Source organism: Arsenophonus endosymbiont of Crataerina pallida, assembly GCF_964020125.1.
Taxonomy (GTDB): Bacteria; Pseudomonadota; Gammaproteobacteria; order Enterobacterales; family Enterobacteriaceae; genus Arsenophonus; species Arsenophonus nilaparvatae.
This window is the reverse complement of the sequence record NZ_OZ026540.1, coordinates 3,556,723-3,579,059: the sequence shown is the minus strand read 5'-3', so window position 1 is coordinate 3,579,059 and position 22,337 is coordinate 3,556,723. Positions and strand designations below refer to the sequence as shown.

14 protein-coding genes and 3 pseudogenes are annotated in these 22,337 nt (G+C 39.5%); 7 read left to right on the top strand and 10 right to left on the bottom strand.

Features of this window, described 5'->3' with window-relative positions; genetic code table 11:
- Position 1: 1 nt before the first annotated feature.
- Positions 2 to 994, bottom strand: coding sequence for a 6-phosphogluconolactonase (gene pgl, locus AACL31_RS19155; protein WP_310512167.1), 993 nt, complete (start codon positions 992 to 994; stop codon positions 2 to 4).
- A 597-nt stretch (positions 995 to 1,591) separates the two neighbouring features.
- Between pgl and AACL31_RS19150 the strand changes: the two genes are divergently transcribed.
- Positions 1,592 to 2,158 carry a 3'-5' exonuclease gene (locus AACL31_RS19150; RefSeq protein ID WP_310512166.1) on the top strand — a complete coding sequence of 189 codons (567 nt, stop codon included), beginning with the start codon at positions 1,592 to 1,594 and terminating at the stop codon, positions 2,156 to 2,158.
- A gap of 204 nt (positions 2,159 to 2,362) precedes the next feature.
- Here AACL31_RS19150 and AACL31_RS19145 read toward each other — a convergent pair whose 3' ends face one another.
- Positions 2,363 to 2,962 carry a lytic polysaccharide monooxygenase gene (locus AACL31_RS19145; protein ID WP_310512165.1) on the bottom strand — a complete coding sequence of 200 codons (600 nt, stop codon included), beginning with the start codon at positions 2,960 to 2,962 and terminating at the stop codon, positions 2,363 to 2,365.
- 761 nt (positions 2,963 to 3,723) lie between these two features.
- Here AACL31_RS19145 and AACL31_RS19140 point away from each other — a divergent pair.
- Complete coding sequence (locus tag AACL31_RS19140) at positions 3,724 to 4,542, top strand: pyridoxal phosphatase (protein ID WP_310512164.1); 819 nt, start codon at positions 3,724 to 3,726, stop codon at positions 4,540 to 4,542.
- A gap of 67 nt (positions 4,543 to 4,609) precedes the next feature.
- On the opposite strand, the gene modC is transcribed toward AACL31_RS19140, so the two are convergent.
- From modC to modA, 3 genes are read right to left on the bottom strand one after another with little or no spacing between them, the layout of a single operon-like run.
- Positions 4,610 to 5,713, bottom strand: a complete 1,104-nt coding sequence (gene modC, locus AACL31_RS19135; RefSeq protein ID WP_310512163.1) for a molybdenum ABC transporter ATP-binding protein ModC — start codon at positions 5,711 to 5,713, stop codon at positions 4,610 to 4,612.
- The gene (gene modB, locus AACL31_RS19130) at positions 5,668 to 6,360 is read right to left on the bottom strand and encodes a molybdate ABC transporter permease subunit (protein WP_310512179.1); all 693 of its coding nucleotides are present in this window, start codon (positions 6,358 to 6,360) and stop codon (positions 5,668 to 5,670) included. The genes modC and modB overlap by 46 nt, the downstream gene beginning before the upstream one ends.
- A gap of 17 nt (positions 6,361 to 6,377) precedes the next feature.
- Complete coding sequence (modA, locus tag AACL31_RS19125) at positions 6,378 to 7,151, bottom strand: molybdate ABC transporter substrate-binding protein (protein WP_310512178.1); 774 nt, start codon at positions 7,149 to 7,151, stop codon at positions 6,378 to 6,380.
- A gap of 478 nt (positions 7,152 to 7,629) precedes the next feature.
- Here modA and cycA point away from each other — a divergent pair.
- Positions 7,630 to 9,024 (top strand): annotated as a pseudogene (gene cycA / locus AACL31_RS19120) (D-serine/D-alanine/glycine transporter).
- A gap of 173 nt (positions 9,025 to 9,197) precedes the next feature.
- On the opposite strand, the gene putP reads toward cycA, so the two are convergent.
- On the bottom strand, positions 9,198 to 10,685 hold the full coding sequence (gene putP / locus AACL31_RS19115; protein WP_310512162.1) for a sodium/proline symporter PutP: 1,488 nt from the start codon (positions 10,683 to 10,685) through the stop codon (positions 9,198 to 9,200).
- 574 nt (positions 10,686 to 11,259) lie between these two features.
- Here putP and putA point away from each other — a divergent pair.
- Positions 11,260 to 15,150, top strand: a pseudogene (gene putA / locus AACL31_RS19110) (trifunctional transcriptional regulator/proline dehydrogenase/L-glutamate gamma-semialdehyde dehydrogenase); the annotation flags it as partial.
- 92 nt (positions 15,151 to 15,242) lie between these two features.
- Here putA and fliZ read toward each other — a convergent pair.
- The 3 genes and pseudogenes from fliZ to AACL31_RS19095 form a co-directional block, all read right to left on the bottom strand.
- On the bottom strand, positions 15,243 to 15,758 hold the full coding sequence (gene fliZ / locus AACL31_RS19105; RefSeq protein ID WP_310512161.1) for a flagella biosynthesis regulatory protein FliZ: 516 nt from the start codon (positions 15,756 to 15,758) through the stop codon (positions 15,243 to 15,245).
- Between the two features lie 47 nt (positions 15,759 to 15,805).
- Positions 15,806 to 16,528 (bottom strand): annotated as a pseudogene (locus AACL31_RS19100) (RNA polymerase sigma factor FliA).
- 412 nt (positions 16,529 to 16,940) lie between these two features.
- Positions 16,941 to 18,218 carry a flagellin gene (locus tag AACL31_RS19095; RefSeq protein ID WP_339053535.1) on the bottom strand — a complete coding sequence of 426 codons (1,278 nt, stop codon included), beginning with the start codon at positions 18,216 to 18,218 and terminating at the stop codon, positions 16,941 to 16,943.
- Positions 18,219 to 18,411: 193 nt separating this feature from the next.
- Here AACL31_RS19095 and fliD point away from each other — a divergent pair, with 193 nt between their 5' ends.
- The 3 genes from fliD to fliT are packed head-to-tail and all read left to right on the top strand — an operon-like array spanning position 18,412 to position 20,552.
- On the top strand, positions 18,412 to 19,815 hold the full coding sequence (gene fliD / locus AACL31_RS19090; protein ID WP_310512160.1) for a flagellar filament capping protein FliD: 1,404 nt from the start codon (positions 18,412 to 18,414) through the stop codon (positions 19,813 to 19,815).
- Between the two features lie 3 nt (positions 19,816 to 19,818).
- Positions 19,819 to 20,226: a flagellar export chaperone FliS gene (fliS, locus tag AACL31_RS19085; protein ID WP_310512159.1), complete on the top strand. Its 408-nt coding sequence runs from the start codon at positions 19,819 to 19,821 to the stop codon at positions 20,224 to 20,226.
- Between the two features lie 29 nt (positions 20,227 to 20,255).
- Positions 20,256 to 20,552, top strand: a complete 297-nt coding sequence (fliT, locus tag AACL31_RS19080) for a flagellar protein FliT (RefSeq protein WP_310512158.1) — start codon at positions 20,256 to 20,258, stop codon at positions 20,550 to 20,552.
- A gap of 1,372 nt (positions 20,553 to 21,924) precedes the next feature.
- Here fliT and fliE read toward each other — a convergent pair.
- The gene (fliE, locus tag AACL31_RS19075; RefSeq protein WP_310512157.1) at positions 21,925 to 22,236 is read right to left on the bottom strand and encodes a flagellar hook-basal body complex protein FliE; all 312 of its coding nucleotides are present in this window, start codon (positions 22,234 to 22,236) and stop codon (positions 21,925 to 21,927) included.
- Positions 22,237 to 22,337: the final 101 nt, after the last annotated feature.

The window sequence follows — 22,337 nt, the reverse complement described above, 5'->3', positions numbered from 1 at the left end:
TTTAGTTTTCAATTATATGGGTCGTGATCCACATCGGCCCTTTGCCAACCGGATACCGTTCTAATGCTTGTAGCACGCCAGTCACCGCATCTATTTTATAAACCGCAATATGATCCGACTTTTGGCCTGCGGCCAGCAAAAAATGACCGCTTTGATCAATATTGAAGCCACGTGGTTGAGTTTCGGTTGCATAAGCTGCTATCGGCGTTAATGCTAACCCCTCTGCTGTCACCTCGAAGTGGCGTATTATACTGGCAGAACGTTCACTAGCATAAAGATGTCGACCATTTGGCGTAATATGGATATCGGCAGCCCAAGGTTTACATGCTGCTCCGGCAGCTAAAATGTCACAATTTTGCTTTTGCTGATAAGGTTCAAATGCAGAATAAACATTAATGGTGGCATCTAACTCATTTAAACAATAAAAAGCGTTGTGGTTGGGCGAAAATGCCAAATGGCGGGGCCCTGCGCCTTCGTTAGTTGTGATCCGATAGGCAACCTGTTCGGTTAAATGTCCATTGTCATTAATGGTATAAACGCGGATCTGATCTTCCCCTAAACAAGGGACAAACAAGTGTGAATTATCAAAACTTACTCCCGATGCATGGGGATGTTTTAAATTGCCAATAACTTGAATTGGTGATTGAGCGATCCCCTGTTGATCAACCGGTAACACCATTAAATTACCCTGATGGTAAGAGGGAATAAATAACCAACGACCCTGATTATCAATTTCAATATGGGTTGGCGTGGCGGGAATAGCGGTAATGGCCTGTTGGCTGAGTTTTCCTTCAGCTGAAATAAGATAAGTAATAATCGCAAAATCAGGACGGATACCAACATAAAGGTGTCGACCATCACGACTAATCTGCATCGGCTGTACTTCACCTGGTAATGTCAACTGTTGCAATAATGTCAGTTTGCCCTTTTCATCCATTGACCAAACATGAATTTGCTTGCTTTCTGGACTGGCAACATACACCACCTGTTTCATTGCTTAACTCCTCAGAAATGATTCGACAAAATAGCCTCAGTTATCATATCCGATTTGCTGCTAAATAATGACAAAAATAGCCAAATGGTTAATAAAAAAATTTATTCATCAGCTGACTGATGTCACTATGTTGCAGGTTTTTATAAATTATCACTGTGTGACTAAAGTTTATATTTACCGATAATGATTTCACAACTGTTGAGAGCCATTGAATATAGCCTTATTCAACTAAATTTAGTATTCAGATTATCACCAATTAAATTAAACCCTATAAAAATCTGTTGTTAAAAAGTAAAAAAATAATATTATATAAATATATAAGATATTTTTTGTTAATAAAAATATTTTAACAAAAACGCAATACAATCAATACAGCCATTAAATATTTAATATAAATTTCACATTATTGTTTACTGTAAGCAACATATAAGCCGAGTTTATTTGACCAAGCGCTTTATATAGATTTTATCAGTCTCGCATAATTAAGTCATAAATAACATCAGCAAGCCGTGAGCAAAATTTTAAAATAATAAACCGAAAATATCAGGATGAGCAGATTAACACCATTAAGTGTTAATAAAAAATTAAGGAATAGTAATGAAACCCCGCGAAAATTTAATGGTAGACTTAGAAACCATGGGAATGGGTAGTTGCGCCGCCATTGTAGCAATCGGTGCGGTTTTTTTTGATCCAACAACCGGTGAAACCGGTGCTGCCTTTTATCAAGCTGTCGATCTCTCTTCATCAATGTCTGCCGGTGGAACAGTTAATGGCGAAACCATAAAATGGTGGTTATGCCAATCTAATGAAGCTCGAGCAACGATTGCCAAAAAAAGTTTACCACTAATTGATAATGTTCTGCGCGAATTACATTTCTGGGCGCGCGAAAATGCACAAGAACGAATGGATGGTTTAAAAGTCTGGGGGAAAAGCGCTAATTTTGTCTTAAGAGGCGCTTATGAAAGATCAAATTTAACCCCTTTTTGGCATGTCGGTAATGATCGTGATGTACACACTATTATCGATATGGGAATGAACCTTGGCTTTAATCTACAAAATGAGTTGTCAATGGTTAAAACGCAAAATAATGTGCTTAATTGTGCGCTTTATCAAGTGAACCATGTTGCCAATATTTGGCAAAAAATTATCCAACATGAGGGGTGAAAATTTATTCCTGCTAATGAAAATTACCAATGATTAATATCAAATACCAATAAACTCACATTACACTAAATTATTTGATAAAAGCTAGCTAAGTAGAAATAGCTAGCAATTAATAATAGTAAATATTGCATAATACAAAAGTTTGCAAATCTGATTTGAAATTATAATATTGGTTACTTCACACACTAAAAATGGCTATTAATATTATTTAGCTTGCATATCCACATCGACAACTTGATAAAAAGCATTTGCCGTATCAGCAATTGACCAAACACCTAAAATAACTTGATAACCAGTGCGTTGTGGAACATCACAATCAAAATAAATCTGATCTTTAGCTGGCATCTCACCACCGTCAAAACGCTCACAGAACGGTTTTAAATCAAAAGAGGCACGGGTTAATGGTGCATTGGGATTCCAATCCTGTTTAGTAATAAAAAACTCCCATTTTTCTGTTCTGTGTGGCTGGGTTAGCGACCAACGAAAGGTGTTTTTGCCTGAAGTTAGCGGTACTTTTTTCCAGCGATCAACACTTTGTTCGTTGAGTTTATAAAATGATGAATTATCACCACTGGCTATTTTACCATCACGAGCACCGCCTTGCGGAAAACCTTTCGGCCCTTCAATAGACATAGGATCATATTCAACAGCGCCACAATTATTATTTTCATGTATCCAACATAAAACTGCCCGGCTCTTAGGTTCAAAAATAAAACCATGCTGTGGTTCCGGTTTTGCAGATGCAGTTGCAATATTGGCAGCACACATGAGTGCTAACGGAGCTAATAGTAATTTACTTTTCATTTAATACATCCCTTAAATAATTTCTACTTTTAATAATTAACACTATTTTTATATAACATTACTTACAGCAGGCTAAATTATTATGCCGATAAAACTAGAATATCAATTTAATTAATCTATTTTTTGCTTAAAAAAACATTTCACTTAAATATAAATAAAATAAAAAATTAATATATTGGCCTTTATGTGAAAAATTATGACCATCAAATAACAAATAAAATAATATATTAAATAGGATATAAATATAATTTCATAAAATCTTAGCTAAATTATTCTAACGTTATATTTAATAATAAGAAGAATTTTAATTCATAAATAATCCATTTTTATAAAATATAATAAATTAATATCTAATTTATCATCTAACCAAAATATCAGTTAAAATTAACAACCATCAGCATAATAAATTTAAATACTAATATTAAAATACGCTGTTCAGATAGAAGCATTTATTGTTAAAAAAGGCAATAAATATCGATTTAAAATTAACAACATTGACATTAAATTAAAAAAAATGGCCATTTATTAACTCAACGAGCCAAAAATTTTGCTGCTTATTAATATTCAATTATGTTGCTAGTTTATTATCCACTAGGGTAATTATTTATTTTTTCTGGTTTAGTTAACGACTATTATTCGATATGATTAGATTTGGAAAAATTTATCGGTTTGCACCTGTAAGATAAATAATTTACTAAGTTACATTGTTTAAAATTACTAGCTAGATTAAATGCTATATCACTATTTAATGAGGCTGATTTATGTCATATCGCGTCATCGCTTTAGATCTCGATGGTACCCTATTGGATCCACAAAAACAGATCTTGCCACAATCTTTAGCAGCTATAAACCAAGCTCGTCGCCAAGGGATCAACGTTATCATTGCTACCGGCCGCCATCACGTTGCTATTCACCCATTTTATCAAGCACTGAATTTGGATACGCCGGCAATTTGTTGCAATGGTACTTATCTCTATGACTATCATGCTAAAAAAATGCTGGAATCGGATCCGTTATCAGCAGCAGAAGCGACTAAGGTGGTTGTCTATTTACAAGGTACCGATATCAACCACTTGATGTATGTTGATGACGCCATGCTATATCAACAACATAATGATGCTATTGAACGAACATTGAAATGGGCAGATTCTTTACCTGAAAATCAACGTCCCAATATCCATAAAATTGACAATTTTAATACAGCAATCCAACAGGTTACGGCTATTTGGAAATTTGCCACTTGTACGCCTGATATCGAAAAATTACGTACTTTTAGCCAAACTATTCAACAAGAGCTGGAGCTTGCTTGCGAGTGGTCATGGTTTGATCAAGTTGATATTGCTAAAAAAGGCAATAGCAAAGGTTTGCGTTTACAACGTTGGGTCGAATCTCAGGGTTTAGCGATGAAAGATGTGATAGCTTTTGGTGATAATTTCAATGATGTCAGCATGCTAACTGCCGCAGGTCTCGGCGTTGCAATGGGTAATAGCTGTGATGAGGTGAAAAAACATGCTGATATAATTACCGATCAAAATAGCGCGCCAGGGATCGCTCAAGTGATCGAAAAATATGTGTTATAAAGGCTGTAAAGCTATTTGCACAACTGGCTAACAATCTTTGTTCGCAAATATTGCATCATCATTAGAATTAAAGCCGCCGAGTTAGCGATAGACTCTTGATTTGGGCATAAACCCATTTACCCGGCTTTATTTCTAGCTCATCTCTTGCCCAACGCGTGATCCTGGCCCAGATAAAGTGGCTATCTATTGCTAACTTAACATCTACTTGCTCGATGTCATCAATGCACTCCATTACTTTGCCCCTTAATATATTACGAATCGTCGTTTGCGTTGGCTTATGTAAGGTTAAAGAAACGTCTGCGGCATCAATACGGATCCGAACCGATTGACCTAATTGAAATTGCAACTGGGGAAGCCACAATCGTTGATCCGATATAGCAACCGATGTCATGGTATAAAGGCTATGATGCTCGATCACCTTAACATTTAAGATACTACTTAATGCATCAGCTTGTAACCAGGGACGGAAAACACTGCTTGACCAAATATCAGCTAATGGCGCGACTGCTTCAATTTTACCTGCTGACATAACAATTACATTATCAGCCAACCGGACTATTTCATCCAGATTATGACTGACATAGAGAATAGGGATTTGGATATCTTGCGATAACTTTTCCAAATAGGGAAGTAACTCTCTTTTGCGTGGTAAATCTAACGAAGCTAATGGCTCATCCATTAATAATAATTCAGGCGCGGTTAATAATGCACGGTCAATAGCCACTCGTTGTTTTTCGCCACCTGACAACATAGCTGGCAAGCGCGGCAATAATGTTTCAATACCGAGCAATTGAACAATATCATCAAAGTGTGATTTCATTGCGCCAGACATGCCATATTGCAAATTACCTTTGACGCTATAATGTGGACACAGGCGCGCATCTTGAAAAACATAACCCATTTTACGCCTTTCTGGTGGTACAAACAGACCTTTATCCGTATCGACTAAAACCCGATCATTAAAAATAATCTGTCCTTTATCAGGTTTGGTAAGCCCACCTATCAAGTTTATCAGGGAGGTTTTACCAACACCGGAAACGCCAAAAATAGCAGTGATCCCTTGAGTCGAAAGTGCGGTATCAACAGAGAGCGATAAATCCCCTAGCTGCTGTTGCAGACGCAAAGCTAACACATTGCCCCCAAGCGTTTTCTGCCACAACGAGTTAACCATTCAGAAAAGAGTAACGACAGCAAGGCTAAGATGATAGCAATAATACATAAACGAGCCGCGGCTATTTCTGCGCCTGGTGTTTCAATTAGAGTATACATGGCTAATGGAATGGTTCTGGTTTCACCTGGAATATTAGAAACAAAGGTAATCGTGGCACCAAATTCACCTAATGAACGAGCAAAAGCCAAAACCATACCGACAATAATTCCCGGTAAGATAAGCGGTAAGGTGATGGTAAAAAAAACCCGTAATGGATTAGCGCCTAAGGTTCGGGCGGCCTGCTCAAGGCGTCTATCAACGCCTTCCAATGCTAATCTTATTGCTCTAACCAACAATGGAAAAGCGATGATGGCAGAAGCTAAAGCGGCACCTCGCCAACTAAAAGTAAAACTAAATCCAAACCAATCGTATAGCCATTCACCTATTGCCCCATGGCGACCAAATGACAGTAAAAGGAGATAACCTACCACTACTGGTGGTAATACTAAAGGTAAATGGATCAGACTATCGAATAATGTTTTGCCCGAAAAATGACAACGCACCAAGATCCAGGCCATTAATATTCCTAAAGGCAGACTCACCAATACCGCAACACTCGATACTTTTAAGCTTAAAATAATAGCTTGCCACTCATATTCACTTAGCATCTGCAAAAATTAATTTCCTATAATGGCCTAAAACTATAATGTTTAAATATTGCCGCTGCGGCCGGCGTTTTTAAATAGGCAAAAAAATCGTTAACCTGATTAGTCTGATGATTTTTGACAATCGCCATCGGGTATTTGATAGCGTTATAACTGTTCTCTGGAAATATGCCAACTACTTTAACCTTTTTACTCACCCCCACATCAGAGCCATACACTATGCCTAAAGGTGCTTCATTCAACTCAACTAATGCCATACCACTGCGAACATTATTGGTTCTGGCTAACATCGTATCAACGGTTTTCCAGGCGCCTAAAGCAACTAGTGCCTGTTTAGCATAGATACCAACCGGGACATGATCAGGATCACCGACAGCAATTCGTTCACCATTGGCAAGTGTGCGCCAATCAGTTTTTTGGCTAATTGTGATTGGTTTTAGTGTTGAATTTATTGGCGCAATAAGAACTAAATTATTACCTAACAAAGTATGGCGACTGGCATTAACCATAAGTTGTTTCTGTTGCACATAATCCATCCATTGTTGGTCAGCAGAGATAAAAATATCGGCCGGAGCACCCTGTTCAATTTGTCTGGCTAACGTTGAAGAGGAAGCATAAGCGGCAATAATTTTAGTATTATGAACCTTTTGATATTGCGTTACGATATCATTTAAGGCATTGGTTAACGATGCGGCAGCAAAAACGGTCACTTTATTCTCCGCCGCCCAATTTTGGCCAATGACCAACAAAAAAAGTGCAACCGCTGTCACTATTTTGGCAATATATTTTTTCATCATTGATACCTTTTTCATTATTTTTATCGTTATATATATCAGGGTATAACGAATAATGAAAGCCGTATGATATCGATAAAATTAAATTGTCCTAGTTAGTTAAAAACAGTGGTAAACAGAATAAATGAGCGGTATAACAATTGCTAAACATCTGTTGTTAAAAGATAATTAACAACAAAATAAAAATAATTATATCATCTTGATAGTTAATAAAAAAAATCAGCTGAAAATTTCAATGGCTGGAATTAGCTGATAAAAAACCGTTATTTTGCTTATCATTTAAATAAAGTTATTTATACAAATTTTATTTATTAAAGAATATAAAAAATTGGCAATTAATTATTAGAGGCCTAGCTAATTAAATCAATATCATCTTCCACCCTGCTATAATTGTGTCACCATAAGTTAAATAATGATATTTTAAAAATAATAACCCGCTAACCCTTGCTGAATAAAATAAAACAACATTGGACAATCTATGAACGACAAACCATTATCATCGGCAACAAACATAGATCAAGGACAACTCAAACGAGGTTTACAAAATCGCCATATTTAACTGATTGCTATAGGTGGTGCCATAGGCACAGGATTATTTATGGGCTCAGGCAAAGCTATCTCTTTAGCTGGCCCGTCCCTTATTATTATTTATCTAATTATCGGCTTTGTTTTATTTTTCGTAATGAGGGCCATGGGGGAACTACTCCTTTCTAATTTAAATTATAAATCCTTTAGTGATTTTTGTGCTGAACTATTAGGCCCATGGGCCGGCTTTTTCGTTGGCTGGACTTATTGGTTTTGTTGGGTGATCACCGCAATCGCAGAAATTGTTGCTATTACTGCCTATATTGGTTACTGGGCACCTGATTTTCCGCCCTGGCTGACTTCATTACTTTGCATACTCTTGTTATTAACCCTTAATCTGGTCTCGGTTTCCTTATTTGGTGAAACAGAATTTTAGTTTGCGATTATCAAAATCATTGCCATTGTCTTTCTTATTTTGATTGGCGTAATATTAGTGATTATCGGCTTCAAAACGCCTACCGGTCATATTGCATCCTTCAGTCACCTGTGGAATGATGGCATCTTTCCCATGGGCATTAACGGTTTTTTTGCCGGTTTCCAATTAGCCATCTTCTCTTTCGTTGGGATTGAAATCGTTGGCGCCACCGCTGCCGAAACGCGCGATCCAAATCGCGTGTTACCAAAAGCGATCAGTGCCATTCCGTTTAGATTTATCGCCTTTTATTTCCTTTCTTTAGTGGTTATTATGTCAGTCACCCCTTGGCGTGAGATTGCTGCCGATAAGAGCCCATTCGTCGAATTGTTTGTCTTAATTGGTGTACCGGCTGCGGCCAGTATTGTCAACTTTGTGGTGCTGACTTCAGCCGCTTCCTCTACCAATAGTGGCGTCTTTTCCACCAGCCGGATGTTATTTGGGCTAGCCAAGGAAGCCAATGCCCCCAGCCAATTTAGTCAATTATCCAATAAAGCAGTGCCAGTTAAGGGATTATTTTTTACCTGCTGCTGCCTTAGTATGGCAGTGGTATTGATCTATTTTATTCCCGATGTTATGCGGGTTTTTGTCCTGATCACCACCGTAGCTGCGATCCTTTTTATGTTTATCTGGAGTATGATCCTGTGTGCTTATCTGGCTTATCGCAAAAAACAACCGCATCGCCATCAAACTTCGATTTATAAAATGCCAGCTGGCATTGTTATGTCTTGGGTTTGCCTACTATTTTTTGTGTTTGTTTTAATATTGCTAACTTTAGAAAAAGATACTCGCCAGGCACTATTGGCGGTACCCATTTGGTTTGCGATGTTATTAATTGGTTATCAAATCGCTAAAAAACGTAAAACTTCTTGCTAATTAATCTAACCATGGTGGTTTGCCTAAAACCACCATTTTCAAGTTACCGATAAAATAGTTAGTGGCTAAAAATAGCATCAAGCCATGAAATCATTACTATTGATCGGGTTATATAACAACGTCGATGCATTAGTTAGCAAAGCGATAAATTTAGCGCGTCTATTAGTTGCGACTTATTGACTGGCTTTATACTCAGCTTCCGCTTTAATAAAGCGTTTCACGGTGCTCTGGCTAGGTGCGGTAGTTAACAGGCTAACGACAACAATGGCGATTGAGGCAAAAATAAAACCGGGAATAATTTCATACAAACCAAACCACTTATATTGCATCCATATCAATACCGTTAAGGAACCGACCAGCATACCGGCTAAAGCACCATAGCAATTCATACGTTGCCACAAGACAGAAATCAAGATCACTGGACCAAAGGCCGCGCCAAAGCCCGCCCAGGCGTTGCTAACCAAAACCAATACTTTATTATTGGGATCACGAGCAATAAAAATAGCCATTGCCGCCACCACTAACACCATGGCACGACCAACCCAAACTAACTCTCGCTGGCGAGCTTTAGGTCTGATAAACGGTTTATAGAGATCTTCAGTCAACGCACTGGCACAAACCAATAATTGACAACTTAAGGTACTCATCACAGCAGCCAAAATGGCTGATAACAATATCCCGGCCAGCCAAGGATTAAATAAAATAATGGCTAATTCCATAAATACCCGCTCAGGATTAGCCATAACCGCACCGGCAACGGCGGGATGCAGATCAAAATAAGCAATGGCAAAAAAACCAACCGCAATCGTGCCTGCTAAGCAGAGTACCATCCAGGTCATACTAATACGCCGTGCCCGGTTAATGGTTTGAGCTGATTCAGCTGCCATAAAACGTGCTAATATATGCGGTTGGCCAAAGTAGCCCAAGCCCCATCCCAATAAAGAGATAATGGCAACAAAATTTAATCCTTTAAACATATCAAGATATGCGGGATCTTTATTGTTAATGAATGTTACCGCGCTGTCCAAGCCACCGACAGCAAAAATCACCATGATTGGTGTTAATAATAAGGCAAAAATCATCAAAGTGGCTTGTACCGTATCCGTCCAGCTAACGGCTAGAAAACCGCCCAAAAAAGTATAAATAATGGTGGCTAATGCACCTAACCACATCGCTTGCTGATAGCTTATGCCAAAAGTATTTTCAAACAGTAATCCGCCGGCAACCACACCGGAAGCACAATAGATAGTAAAAAAAACCATGATCACCGAGGCCGAAACGATACGCAACATTTTACTTTTATCTTCAAAGCGGCTGGTAAAATAGTCAGGTAATGTCAGCGAATTATGATTATTTTCGGTTTGCACGCGTAATCGCCCAGCGACTAATCGCCAATTTAAATAAGCGCCTAAAGATAATCCGATCGCAATCCAGCTTTCCGCTATTCCGCTTAGAAAAATAGCGCCCGGTAATCCCATTAATAACCAACCACTCATATCTGATGCACCAGCAGAAAGCGCCGTTACTACCCCACCTAAACGACGTCCGCCTAAAATGTAATCATCAAAACTGGTTGTTGAGCGATAGGCCCAAAAACCGATTAACAACATCACAAAAATATAAATCACAAACATAATTATCATTGGGTAGCTTAATGTCATCTGTCCCTCTCCATCGTTTTTCTCTTTTTTAGTTTTGTTAGTATGCAGGCATGTAAGTTATAATTTTGAATTAACGAAAATTAGACCTATTTTTAACGCATAAACTGACTTTTTATTTTCCTATTCTTCCTGAAATTTTATTTTGATGAAAATATAATCAACTCAATAAATAAACCATAAAATAACAAAAAATTAACAGCTATTGGGCCAATAATCAGAAAACTAGCCACAAATGTTAATTTGTTTGGTGATATATTTAGTTAAATAATTATAACATTAATTAATTTAATATTTTTTTATTTATTTATGTTTCAGCAAGATATAACAATACTTATAATAAAATCTATTTTAATTAATACAAAAATAGATTTATTTCACATTTCTCACACTTTCATTAGTTAACAATATTGCACCAAATTAAAACATAAAGGATATTGTTAAATTACCGACTTCTAACAATCAGCAAAAGAATAAGAATGAATCGCCGCATAACTGCAGTCATTCTTTCTGTTGATAAAGTAACCAGATAAGGTATTGAAACAACTTTACAACGCCTGGAGCTTAGATCGATTAGTTAACAGGACAGGCAATATTTAATTATCTTAGACACTTTGATAATGAGGAAACTATGGTTCAATTCCCGGCTACCAAAGTTAATGAAAAAGAAAATTCATCTAGTGACATCGCAATATGCCCTAAAAGAGGAAAGCCCTCCTTTTTAAATTTTGCACAGCATATTTTACCTCAATCCGCAAAACGCTCAGCAATCACTGCTGCCTATCGATTACCTGAAACACAGCTATTACCTCCATTACTGCAACAGGCACAGCTACCAGAAACTGAGACACAAGCGGCTTATCAACTAGCCTATCAGCTAGCAAAAAATCTCCGCCAGCAAAAAAATGGTGTTGGCCGTTCTGGTTTAGTCCAGAGTCTATTACAACAATTTTCTCTCTCGTCGCAAGAAGGGATTGCGCTTATGTGCCTGGCTGAAGCACTGCTGCGCATCCCCGATAACGCTACCCGTGACATATTGATCCGCAACAAAATTAGTGGTGGTGACTGGCAGTCACATATTGGACAGAGTTCATCATTATTTGTTAATGCCGCCACCTGGGGTTTGCTAATTACCGGCAAATTAGTTGCCAGCCATCATGAAACTAAACTTACCAGTGCTCTTAACCGGATCATTAGTAAAAGTGGTGAACCCATTATTCGTCAAGCTGTGAATATGGCAATGCGGCTAATGGGTGAGCAATTTGTCACTGGTGAAACCATCACAAAAGCATTAAGTAATGCGCATAAAATGGAAAATAAAGGTTTTAGCTACTCGTATGATATGTTAGGTGAAGCGGCCTTAACCGAAGAAGATGCCAAAAGCTACATGGCTGCTTACCAACAAGCGATTGATGCCATTGGTAAAGCTTCCCACGGCAAAAGCATTTATGCCAGTGCCGGAATTTCCATTAAACTGTCTGCCCTCCATGCAAGATATTGCCGGGCTCAATATGAGCGGGTGATGTCTGAGCTTTACCCTCGTCTGCTAACATTAACCTTACAAGCACGTCATTACGATATTGGCATTAATATTGATGCTGAAGAAGCTGATAGATTGGAGATTTCCCTCGATCTGTTAGAAAAGCTGTGCTTCGAACCGCAACTAGCCGGCTGGGATGGAATTGGCTTTGTCATTCAGGCATATCAAAAACGCTGCCCCTATGTTATCGATGAAATTATCGATTTAGCGCAACGCAGTCAGCACCGTTTGATGATCCGACTGGTAAAAGGCGCTTATTGGGATAGTGAAATTAAACGCGCGCAAATAGATGGTCTTGAAGGTTACCCGGTCTATAGCAGAAAAATTTATACTGATGTCAGTTATCTGGCTTGTGCGCGTAAATTGCTGTCGGTGCCCAATTTGATTTACCCCCAATTTGCCACCCATAACGCCCATACCTTAGCCACGATTTATTATATGGCTGGTGAAAATTATTATCCTGGCCAATATGAATTTCAATGTTTACATGGCATGGGCGAAGGGCTATATCAACAAGTTGTCGGCGCCATCGCCGAAGGTAAACTTAATCGTCCCTGCCGTATTTATGCGCCAGTCGGTAGTCATCAAACCTTGTTGGCTTACCTGGTGCGCCGCTTACTGGAAAATGGCGCAAATACGTCATTCGTTAATCAGATTGCCGATCCTAATATTCCATTAGATAAACTGGTGGCCGATCCAGTGCAACAAGTACTGGCGGTGGCTGAAACGGCAGGCCAACTGGGTTTGCCACATCCACAAATCCCACTGCCCCGTGCGTTATATGGCAGCAAACGCCTCAATGCTATTGGTATTGATTTGACTAACGAACATCACCTGGCGGCACTGGCGCAGACCCTACTGACCACCCCTCTCTGTTATCAGGTTAAACCTTTACTGGCCGAAGAACCGCCCTCGCCAGCTGAAATTTCAGCCCGACAGCCGATCACTAATCCGGCTAATTTTGACGATATCGTCGGCTATGTCCATGAAGCAAGCTTAACCGACGTCGAGCATGCGTTAGAAATTGCTACCGACGCAGCTACTCGCTGGGCGACGACCCCCGTCATAGAACGAGCGGCCATTTTGCAACAAGCGGCTAGCCTGATGGAGCAGCAATTCTCCCGTTTAATTGACGTATTGATCCGTGAAGCTGGCAAAACCTTTAGTAATGCCATTGCTGAAGTGCGCGAAGCGATCGATTTTTTGCGTTACTACGCAGCACAGATCAGTGAAAATTTCAATAATGAAAGCTATTCGCCACTGGGTGTGGTGGTTTGCATTAGTCCGTGGAATTTCCCACTGGCGATTTTTAGCGGCCAAATCGCTGCCGCTTTAGCGAGCGGTAATAGCGTATTGGCCAAACCGGCAGAGCAAACACCGATTATTGCCATGCTAGCGGTTGAGTTACTGCACCAGGCGGGCATCCCCCGCGATGTTCTCCAGCTGCTGCCCGGTAGCGGCGAGCAAGTGGGTAGCAAACTGATCAGTGACAAGCGGACGGACGGTGTGATGTTTACCGGTTCAACCCAGGTGGCCAAACTGATCCAGCATAATCTTGCCGGCCGACTCAATGCTCAGCAACAACCTATTCCACTGATTGCCGAAACCGGCGGCTTAAATGCCATGATTGTTGATTCATCCGCACTGACGGAGCAAGTTGTCAATGACGTTATCATTTCAGCCTTCGATAGTGCCGGTCAACGCTGCTCTGCCCTACGTATTCTTTGTATCCAGGAGGAGGTCGCTGAACGCACACTGACGATGTTAAAAGGTGCGATGGCCGAATACCGGGTCGGTGATCCTAGCCAGCTGGCAACCGATATTGGCCCGGTCATTGATAGCGAAGCACAGCAGAATATCGAACAGCACATTGCCCAGCTGCGTCAAGCAGGGAAAACCCTGTATCAGGCTGAGCAAACTAGCCAACAGCATGATAATCAATGGCAACAAGGCACCTTTGTCCGACCCACCTTGATTGAAATTGACCATTTTAATGAACTGAAAAATGAAATTTTTGGCCCAGTACTACATATTTTACGCTTTAAGCGCCATCAACTAACCAGCCTGATCAAACAAATTAATGACTCAGGTTATGGCTTAACTTTAGGGCTGCATAGCCGTATTGATGAAACTATCGCCGACGTTTGCCAGACGGCCAAAGTAGGTAATATTTACGTTAACCGCAATATGGTCGGTGCGGTAGTTGGGGTACAACCCTTTGGCGGAGAAGGACTATCGGGTACCGGGCCAAAAGCCGGTGGCCCGCTTTATCTCTATCGATTGCTCAGCCAAAGACCCGCTGCCATCATGGATAAACTGTTTACGCCACCAGATAATCGCTATCCAGTAAAACATGGCCAACCATCATTGCAGCCATTAACGCCCTTTGCTGCCTTCTGTGATTGGGCAACCAACCGCCAGCATGCAACAGCTGCTGCGGTTATTGACCACTATCAACCATTGTCCACAACTGGCATCTGCCATCAGCTGCCTGGCCCAACCGGAGAGCATAATAGTTATAGGCTAGTGCCACGTAGGCGGATTTTGTGTCTGGCAGAAACAGAAGCGGATGCAGTGCTCCAGCTGGCAGCGGTGTTAGCGATGGGATGTCAGGTGCTATGGCCAAATAATGCCATCCAGCAGCATTTGCAGGCAGAGTTGCCTGCTTTAGTCAACCAGATGATCAGGCTAACTGATAATTGGCAACTAGCCGACTGCCAATTTGATGGGGTTATTTTTCATGGCGATCGCCATCAGTTACAAATTGTTTGTCAAGCAGTGGCTGAACGTGACGGGCCAATTATTTCCGTGCAAGGATATCGATCCGGAGACCAGCAGTTATTCCTTGAGCGTTTAGTCCATGAACGAGCTGTCAGTGTCAATACTGCGGCGGCCGGCGGCAATGCCAGTTTAATGACACTAGAATAATTTTTCATTGCCAACAATAAAGCCTTAGCGATTTGCTAAGGCTTTATTTATCTAATAACTGTGAAATAATTTAGTTTCTATCCATAGCAACCTTATGCTGAGTGACCAGCCCGCCAGCCTAGGAATTGCTCATATTTACGCAACGCAATATTGTAATTACTAAAGGCAGAGTCGGTCATTTTATCCTGCATCTGAGCCTGAATTTTTTCAATCTCCAATTCAGCGAGCGGAAATTGCATTTCACTTAACAACTCATCCAGCCGACGCAGCCGCACCACATATTCGCGTACGGTACTATGGCTCATTTCAGTCTCTTTAAACAGATACTGTTTAAACGACATAATATCAAAATAACCAGTATCACTATTACAATAGATTTCACTACAAAAACGACATAACGCGGTAAATTTATGCTGTAATTCGGCCCAAGCCTGCCCATCAACCAGCTCGGTCATCGCTGAAATCGCTTCTTTATTCAGAATTTGATCATTAAACACCAATGAAATCCGATCAAGGGTTTTGTTACAGTGTGCGCAGTGAATTTGACTATGTTTATAGTGTTTAATATAACGGCTCAGCGGCCGCTTCTTTTGGTTAGAAACAGACATATTAGATAAGCCCTGTGTGTAAATCGTAAACAAAAAAATAAAAAATATTATTTATCTGGATTTAAGCGCGCTCGTAGCCGTTTTATCGCCTGGCTATGTAGCTGGCTGACGCGGGATTCCCCGACATTCAACACCGCGCCTATCTCCTTCAGGTTCAGATCTTCTTGATAATAGAGCGTCAAAACCATTTTTTCCCTTTCAGGCAAACATTCTATCGCCTTTATAATATTTTTGCGAATATCAGTTGCTATTAAAGTTTGCAGCGGATTTCGCTCGTCGTCAACCTCAATAATCGGTTAACAGCTCTCACCATGCACTTCATGCCACTCATCATAAGAGCATAATTGACTATTGTTGCTATCCTGCAATAACTGCTGATACTCCGACAGACCGATGTGCAATTTATCAGCAATCTCCTGCTCGCTCGCCGGTCGGCCTAGCGCTTGCTCAAGCCGCTGCATTACTTTGGCCGCTTCCCGCGCCAGACGGCGCACACTACGCGGCACCCAATCGCGGGCGCGTAATTCATCTAACATCGCGCCACGCACCCGTTGCACGGCATAAGTGGTAAAAGCGGTACCTTGCATAGCATCAAACCGCTCTAATGCCTCCAGCAGACCAATACCGCCAGCCTGAATTAAATCATCCAGTTCGACGCTAGCCGGTAATCTAACTTGCAGTTTTAATGCTTCATGACGTACTAAAGGAATATAGCGTTCCAATAGTACATCTTTTTCAATTATCCCATCCTGGGTGTAGAGATCATTCACCGTAAGCACCTGTCATTGATAACAGGCGCTTATTATCCGAAATTGAGGTGGTAAATAATGGCGAAAATAGTGCTATAAAACGGGCTTTTTTTACTTATCTATTATTTTTAACCACCTCAGTTAACCAAATACGGAACCTAGCGGCAAATCATGGCCAGTGTGAAAAGCGTTGACTTAGGCTAACTGATCGCCATCCAGGGCAATATTTTGTTGCTTTAGGATAGTGGTTGCCAGGAGCGATGTCCGTGAATCAGGCAGGATGGCTAGCGGCGATAACGCCATATTACCATTAATTGCTATTAATAATTATTGATTTTAACATTGATGGCGATAATATCTGCGCCTATTTGAAAATACAGGCCGACAAAAGCCGGCCTGCAAAATATTACCAAAATAATGACTAGTTAAACTATTAACGCAGTAAAGAAAGCACTGACTGGTTAGACTGATTAGCCATCGCCAATACCGTGGTGCCCGCTTGTTGCAAGATTTGGGCATTACTTAAGTTAGACACTTCTTCGGCAAAATCGGCATCCAGAATACGGCTACGGGCAGCAGACAGGTTGTTAACTGTATTGGTTAAATTCTCAACCGCTGATTCCAACCGGCTCTGTATTGCACCCCATTGGCTACGTTTAGCAGAGACATCATCCAAGGCTTTATCAAGTTTTTCAAAAACTTTATCCTGTGCTACCGAACCTGCTGTTGTACCTGTACCCGTACCTGGTAAGGCCGTACCTGCCGTACCCGCATTGGCACCAGTGATTTCATTGCCAACTGTAATCGCCAAAGCATTATCATCGGCACCAGCGGTACCTGATACTGCTAAGGTAGCATCAAAGACTTTAGCATTTGCACCTGTGCCGACAACGACAACATATTCACCGTTCAAAGCATTACCAGTGGCTTTATCAATTTTTTGGTGCAATTTATAATCTGCGCCAAAAGCTTTAGTATTATCCAAACCACTTGCAGTATGAGGAGTAGCATTGGCTATTGTAATATCAGTGTCATCTAGAGAACTCGCGTTACCAACGAAGTTCAAGTGGGTATCGCCTTCAATGGCAGCGTTATCTGATGCAGCTGTTTCATAATCCGCATAAGTCGGTGTTGTTGCTGGTGGTGGTGTCGTTCCCGTTCCCGCCGCGGCTGCTGCGAATACATTTAAATCAATATCTTTATTATCTAGAGTAGCGATAGTGGTTGCCGTTACATCTACCTCAATTTGTTCACCATAGTTGGCACCGGTTTGCAGCAGTATCTTGCCAGTGGTATCTAATGTTTTATTGCCGTTAAACTCAGCTTGCTTAATGATACGGCCAATTTCTTCTATACGCTGTTTTACTTCATTTTGCAGTGTGTCAATATCTTTTTTTGAGTTAGTACCGTTACTGGCCTGCACCGCTAAATTACGGATCGCCTGCAAGTTATCATTCACCTGTGACAACGACCCTTCGGCGGTTTGTGCTAACGAGATACCATCATTGGCGTTACGCGTCGCTTGTTTCATACCCATAATGTTAGAGGTCATGCCATTGGCAATTGACATGCCGGCCGCATCGTCTTTGGCACTGTTAATGCGCAGGCCAGTAGATAAACGTTGGATAGTGGTGCCCAAGTTACTTTGGGTTTTATTTAATGCTTTTTGCGTATTTAACGCAAACATATTGGTATTGATAACCAGAGCCATAATAATTCCTTTATTTAAATTTAACTTTTTAATTGGCCAAAACGTTTGGCTGTTTTGATTATCGTCACAGCGGTTTGATACTTTAATTTTTTGTGGCAATAAATTAATTTGGCCTGATTATTTAACTTCTATTAGCTGGGGCCGATAATCATGGTAATCAGGTTTAACTAATCAAATAGGATAGGGAAAAATCATGTCAAATATGACTTCGTTGGGTGTAGGATCAGGCATGCCAATTGATCAATGGCTGGATAGTATGGAGGCCAATGAAAAGCAAAGATTGCGGTCATTAAAACAGAAGCAACAAAAATATAATCAAAAGATCAGTGCTTATGGTTCATTGCGGGCTCAGTTGGATAAATTACAACAAGCCGCTGAATTATTAATGAAGTTTGATAAAATTAGCGCCACTTCAGTCAGTAAAAATCATAAGACGGTAACCGTTAGCAGCGACGAAAAAGCGGTGGCTGGTAGTTATGAGGTGAAAGTTGAGCAACTGGCGCAGGCCCAATCATTAGCCACCACTAAGGTCGATGATGTAAAGAAAAAATTGGCTGGCCCTGTTACTGTAGGCCAAGAGCGGATATTGGTTATCAAACAAAACAGTGAAAAACAGCCGCTGGAAATTAAATTAAGCGAGCAGCAAACATCACTGATTGAGATCCGCGATGCCATCAATAAAACCGATAGCAATGTCAGTGCCAGCCTGGTGAAAATAAAAGAGGGTGAACATCAATTAGTACTCACTGCCAAAAAAACTGGCGCCGATTCGGCGATGGAGATTGAAGTTAAAGGTGATAGCGAGCTAAATAAGATCCTAAATAGTAGCCAAATGCAACAAACCGTTGCTGCTGAAAATGCTAAAGTAACTATTAATGGTATCCAAATTGAGCATAGTAGTAATGAAATTAAAGACGCGCCGGAAGGGATCACATTTACCCTGGTTAAAACGGCAGAAAAAGATAAAGCTGATCAATTAATATCAGAAACCGTCACTGTGACTCGCGATATCGAGCCGACTAAAAAGGCGATTAAAAACTGGGTTGATGCTTACAATAATCTGCATAGCTTTTATAAAACACAAACCAAATATGTGCCAACTAAATTGGGTGAAGCGCTTTCTGCCAATAATGGCGTGCTATTAAACGATAGCAGTTCAGCAATGATCTTCTCGCAAGTGAAAAATTTGACCTTAAATGTGCAAAATCTGCCGGATATGAATCATTTGAACCATTTTAGTATCGGCTTTAATCATGAAGGCAAACTCACTATTGATGATAAAAAACTGGATAAAACACTAAAAGATAACCCGGCGAAAGTTAAACAATTTTTTATGGGCGATGGTGAAAAAACCGGTTTTGCCACTGAAACCTTTAATTATCTTAAAAAGACGCTGGATACCCTGGAAGGCCCACTACACCTCACCACAGAGTCACTGAATCAACAGATAAAAATACTCGATGTGAAAATGGAAAGTGCGCAAAAGAATATTGAAGCAAAACTTAAAACTCAGCGGGACAAATTTATTGCCATGGATAAAGCCATCAGCGATATGAAACAAAGCAGCAACTCTTTAGTGGCCTTACTGACGAAATAAATTATGAATACATCAGCAGCTGAAACTTTATATACTCAGGTTGATATTGAAAGCCAGGTTTTAAATGCTTCCCCTTATCAGCTAGTACAAATTTTATTTGATGGCGCCTTGAGTGCCTTAAAACGGGCAGTAATTTATATTGAACAAAATAATATTCGGCAAAAAAGCCGTGCTATCTCAAAAGCGGTTGCCATTATTAATGAAGGATTAAATAGTGGCGTTGATCTAAAACATGGCGGTGAAATTGCTGAAAATATCTCGTTACTGTATGACTATATGATCCGCCAGTTGCTATATGCCAATCTTTATAATGATGTTGACAGAATTCAGCAGGTAATTAAATTATTGACTGACTCGGCAGAAACATGGGCACAACTTAACGATCCGGCAACACAATCTAATGAACAGTGAGCAACAGACCTTTTTGCCAGCATTAACATTTGCTGACGATCAGTCAGCAAATGTTAATGCTGGCACAACAAGCGCAGTGGGAGAAACTATTAATTGTAGAACCGGATTATCGCCAAACGGTTGGCCAGGTGACGGCGTTAGGCGCCATTGCCGGATTGCCTGAGCCTTTACAGCAAAAATTAACTAACATGTTGCAAACAATATTGCGTGATGAAAGGGAAATTCGGCAATTAATGCACAGCAGAGCGCATCAACTGGCAACCTTTATTAGACAGACCGCTCAACAGCAACAGCTGCAATGTTATTATAATCTAGTCGAACAATAAGTTTATGTGACTTAAATTATCAACTTTATTATTAAGCTAATCATCAATAGCGCGCCAGTTTTATTCACTCAACAAGGGTCAATTTTATCTGTATAAAATAAAAAAAGACCGCTATAAGCGGTCAAAACATAATACCAGGGTAGGTAAATGATACATATTTTACTGTGGAAATAATAAATCGGCATGCTTTTGGATTGGCAGTTTAGCAAATAGTTAAGCCCAAATGCCCCTTGCTTACTCCAAAAATCTCCTTTGCTTGTTGCTATAATTTATTCTCCTGAATAATAAGTTCTTTTATGGTTGATATTGGCTGATGATTTAAAGTTTTATTATATTTTTGCGCTGTAATTATGCTTAGCAGGCAGTTTAAACCATCACAATTGTTTATTTTATTAATAATTATTTAATTTATTGTCTGTCATATTTTAATAAAGAAAATACGCAACCCAATTTATAAGTTCAAACAGTTTTTTTTCCAGCAAAGATTAATATTAATATAATTATCTTTAAATTTAATTAGTTACCATAAACAACAACCGGGTAAATTTTTTATTTATAATTTTAACTGATAATTATTAAAGACCAGCAGATAAATAACGCTAAAAAATGTTAATTGAAAATTCAACTTTACTTACCCTATTGGCAGAAATATTTGTCTCCAGCTAGCAAGATGCCGATATTAAATACTGGTAACATTATCTTATAAGCAACATGACTAATTTTTTACCAAAAAGATTGAAATATATAATTATCATCATAAAATAATTATACTAATTATCAATAACCTAAGTCGATATGAATACTTTGATTAAAATTTTATGCCCGGTAGTGATTTTTTGTTTATTTTCAAGTGACTCAGTTTCTACTGATCTTTTTACCGATCACGGCTGTCAATTAAATCCAAAAATTACACCAACACGGCCTGGTAATGTATGCTGCCCTGCTGATAATCCAGATGAATACTACTGCTATTTTTCATCTAAACAATCGGTTCAAGATAAAAATAACCACTAATCGTTGATTAAAAGCAACGGCTGGTTAATATCAAATAAATTTTTTATTTTCTATTTAGTCAACGCAAGCTTGACGATGAGTTTGGCATAAAGTTTAAAATTAAGTAAAAAAACTTAATTTTTAACTGAATTGTCAGTAATAAATATATTTAATATAGAAAGATATATTTTAAATATTATTAGCAAATAGAATTTGATATTTCCAGCTTAAAAATTTAATTACTTGTGATAATAGATTACAATCGTTCACTTTTATCAGTCAGTAATTTCGTTGCTATTATTTATAATAACCGAATTTATCAGTACCATATAATAAAAAAATAGCCACTTATTGGTGGCTTAGTATTAATAAATGCCCTTTAAACCGGCATATTCATGATTTCCTGATAGGCGCCAACTAACTTATTTCTCACCTGAATGCCGAACTGAAGTGATAAACTGGCCTTTTGCAGATCGACCATCACATCATTGAGCTCAACCCCGGGAGTTTCCAACGTTAATGCCTGGGCTTTCTGGCTGGCGTTCTGGCGTGTCTGATTAATTTTAGCTACCGCATTTAATAAATGGCTGGCAAAACCAGTTTGTGGTGCGGCTGCCAGTTGACTATTATTGATGCTAACCATTTCTGTTGTCATTTGCGCAATAACAGACTGAATAGCGGGAATTGACATAAAAACCTCAACCTATTTTTTCCAATAACTTTCTCTAAGTCGTGCCATCGTATTGATTTATCTTTTGGCACTAATCGGAAAACAACCCTATCACAAGCAAA

Excerpts from the sequence above, each read along its gene's own strand:
- AACL31_RS19150 (WP_310512166.1), top strand. The coding sequence starts at position 1,592 with ATGAAACCCCGCGAAAATTTAATGGTAGACTTAGAAACCATGGGAATG.
- modC (WP_310512163.1), bottom strand. The coding sequence starts at position 5,713 with ATGGTTAACTCGTTGTGGCAGAAAACGCTTGGGGGCAATGTGTTAGCT.
- fliE (WP_310512157.1), bottom strand. The coding sequence starts at position 22,236 with ATGTCAATTCCCGCTATTCAGTCTGTTATTGCGCAAATGACAACAGAA.
- pgl (WP_310512167.1), bottom strand. The coding sequence starts at position 994 with ATGAAACAGGTGGTGTATGTTGCCAGTCCAGAAAGCAAGCAAATTCAT.
- fliD (WP_310512160.1), top strand. The coding sequence starts at position 18,412 with ATGTCAAATATGACTTCGTTGGGTGTAGGATCAGGCATGCCAATTGAT.
- fliS (WP_310512159.1), top strand. The coding sequence starts at position 19,819 with ATGAATACATCAGCAGCTGAAACTTTATATACTCAGGTTGATATTGAA.
- AACL31_RS19095 (WP_339053535.1), bottom strand. The coding sequence starts at position 18,218 with ATGGCTCTGGTTATCAATACCAATATGTTTGCGTTAAATACGCAAAAA.
- AACL31_RS19145 (WP_310512165.1), bottom strand. The coding sequence starts at position 2,962 with ATGAAAAGTAAATTACTATTAGCTCCGTTAGCACTCATGTGTGCTGCC.
- modB (WP_310512179.1), bottom strand. The coding sequence starts at position 6,360 with ATGCTAAGTGAATATGAGTGGCAAGCTATTATTTTAAGCTTAAAAGTA.
- modA (WP_310512178.1), bottom strand. The coding sequence starts at position 7,151 with ATGAAAAAATATATTGCCAAAATAGTGACAGCGGTTGCACTTTTTTTG.
- AACL31_RS19140 (WP_310512164.1), top strand. The coding sequence starts at position 3,724 with ATGTCATATCGCGTCATCGCTTTAGATCTCGATGGTACCCTATTGGAT.
- putP (WP_310512162.1), bottom strand. The coding sequence starts at position 10,685 with ATGACATTAAGCTACCCAATGATAATTATGTTTGTGATTTATATTTTT.
- fliZ (WP_310512161.1), bottom strand. The coding sequence starts at position 15,758 with ATGTCTGTTTCTAACCAAAAGAAGCGGCCGCTGAGCCGTTATATTAAA.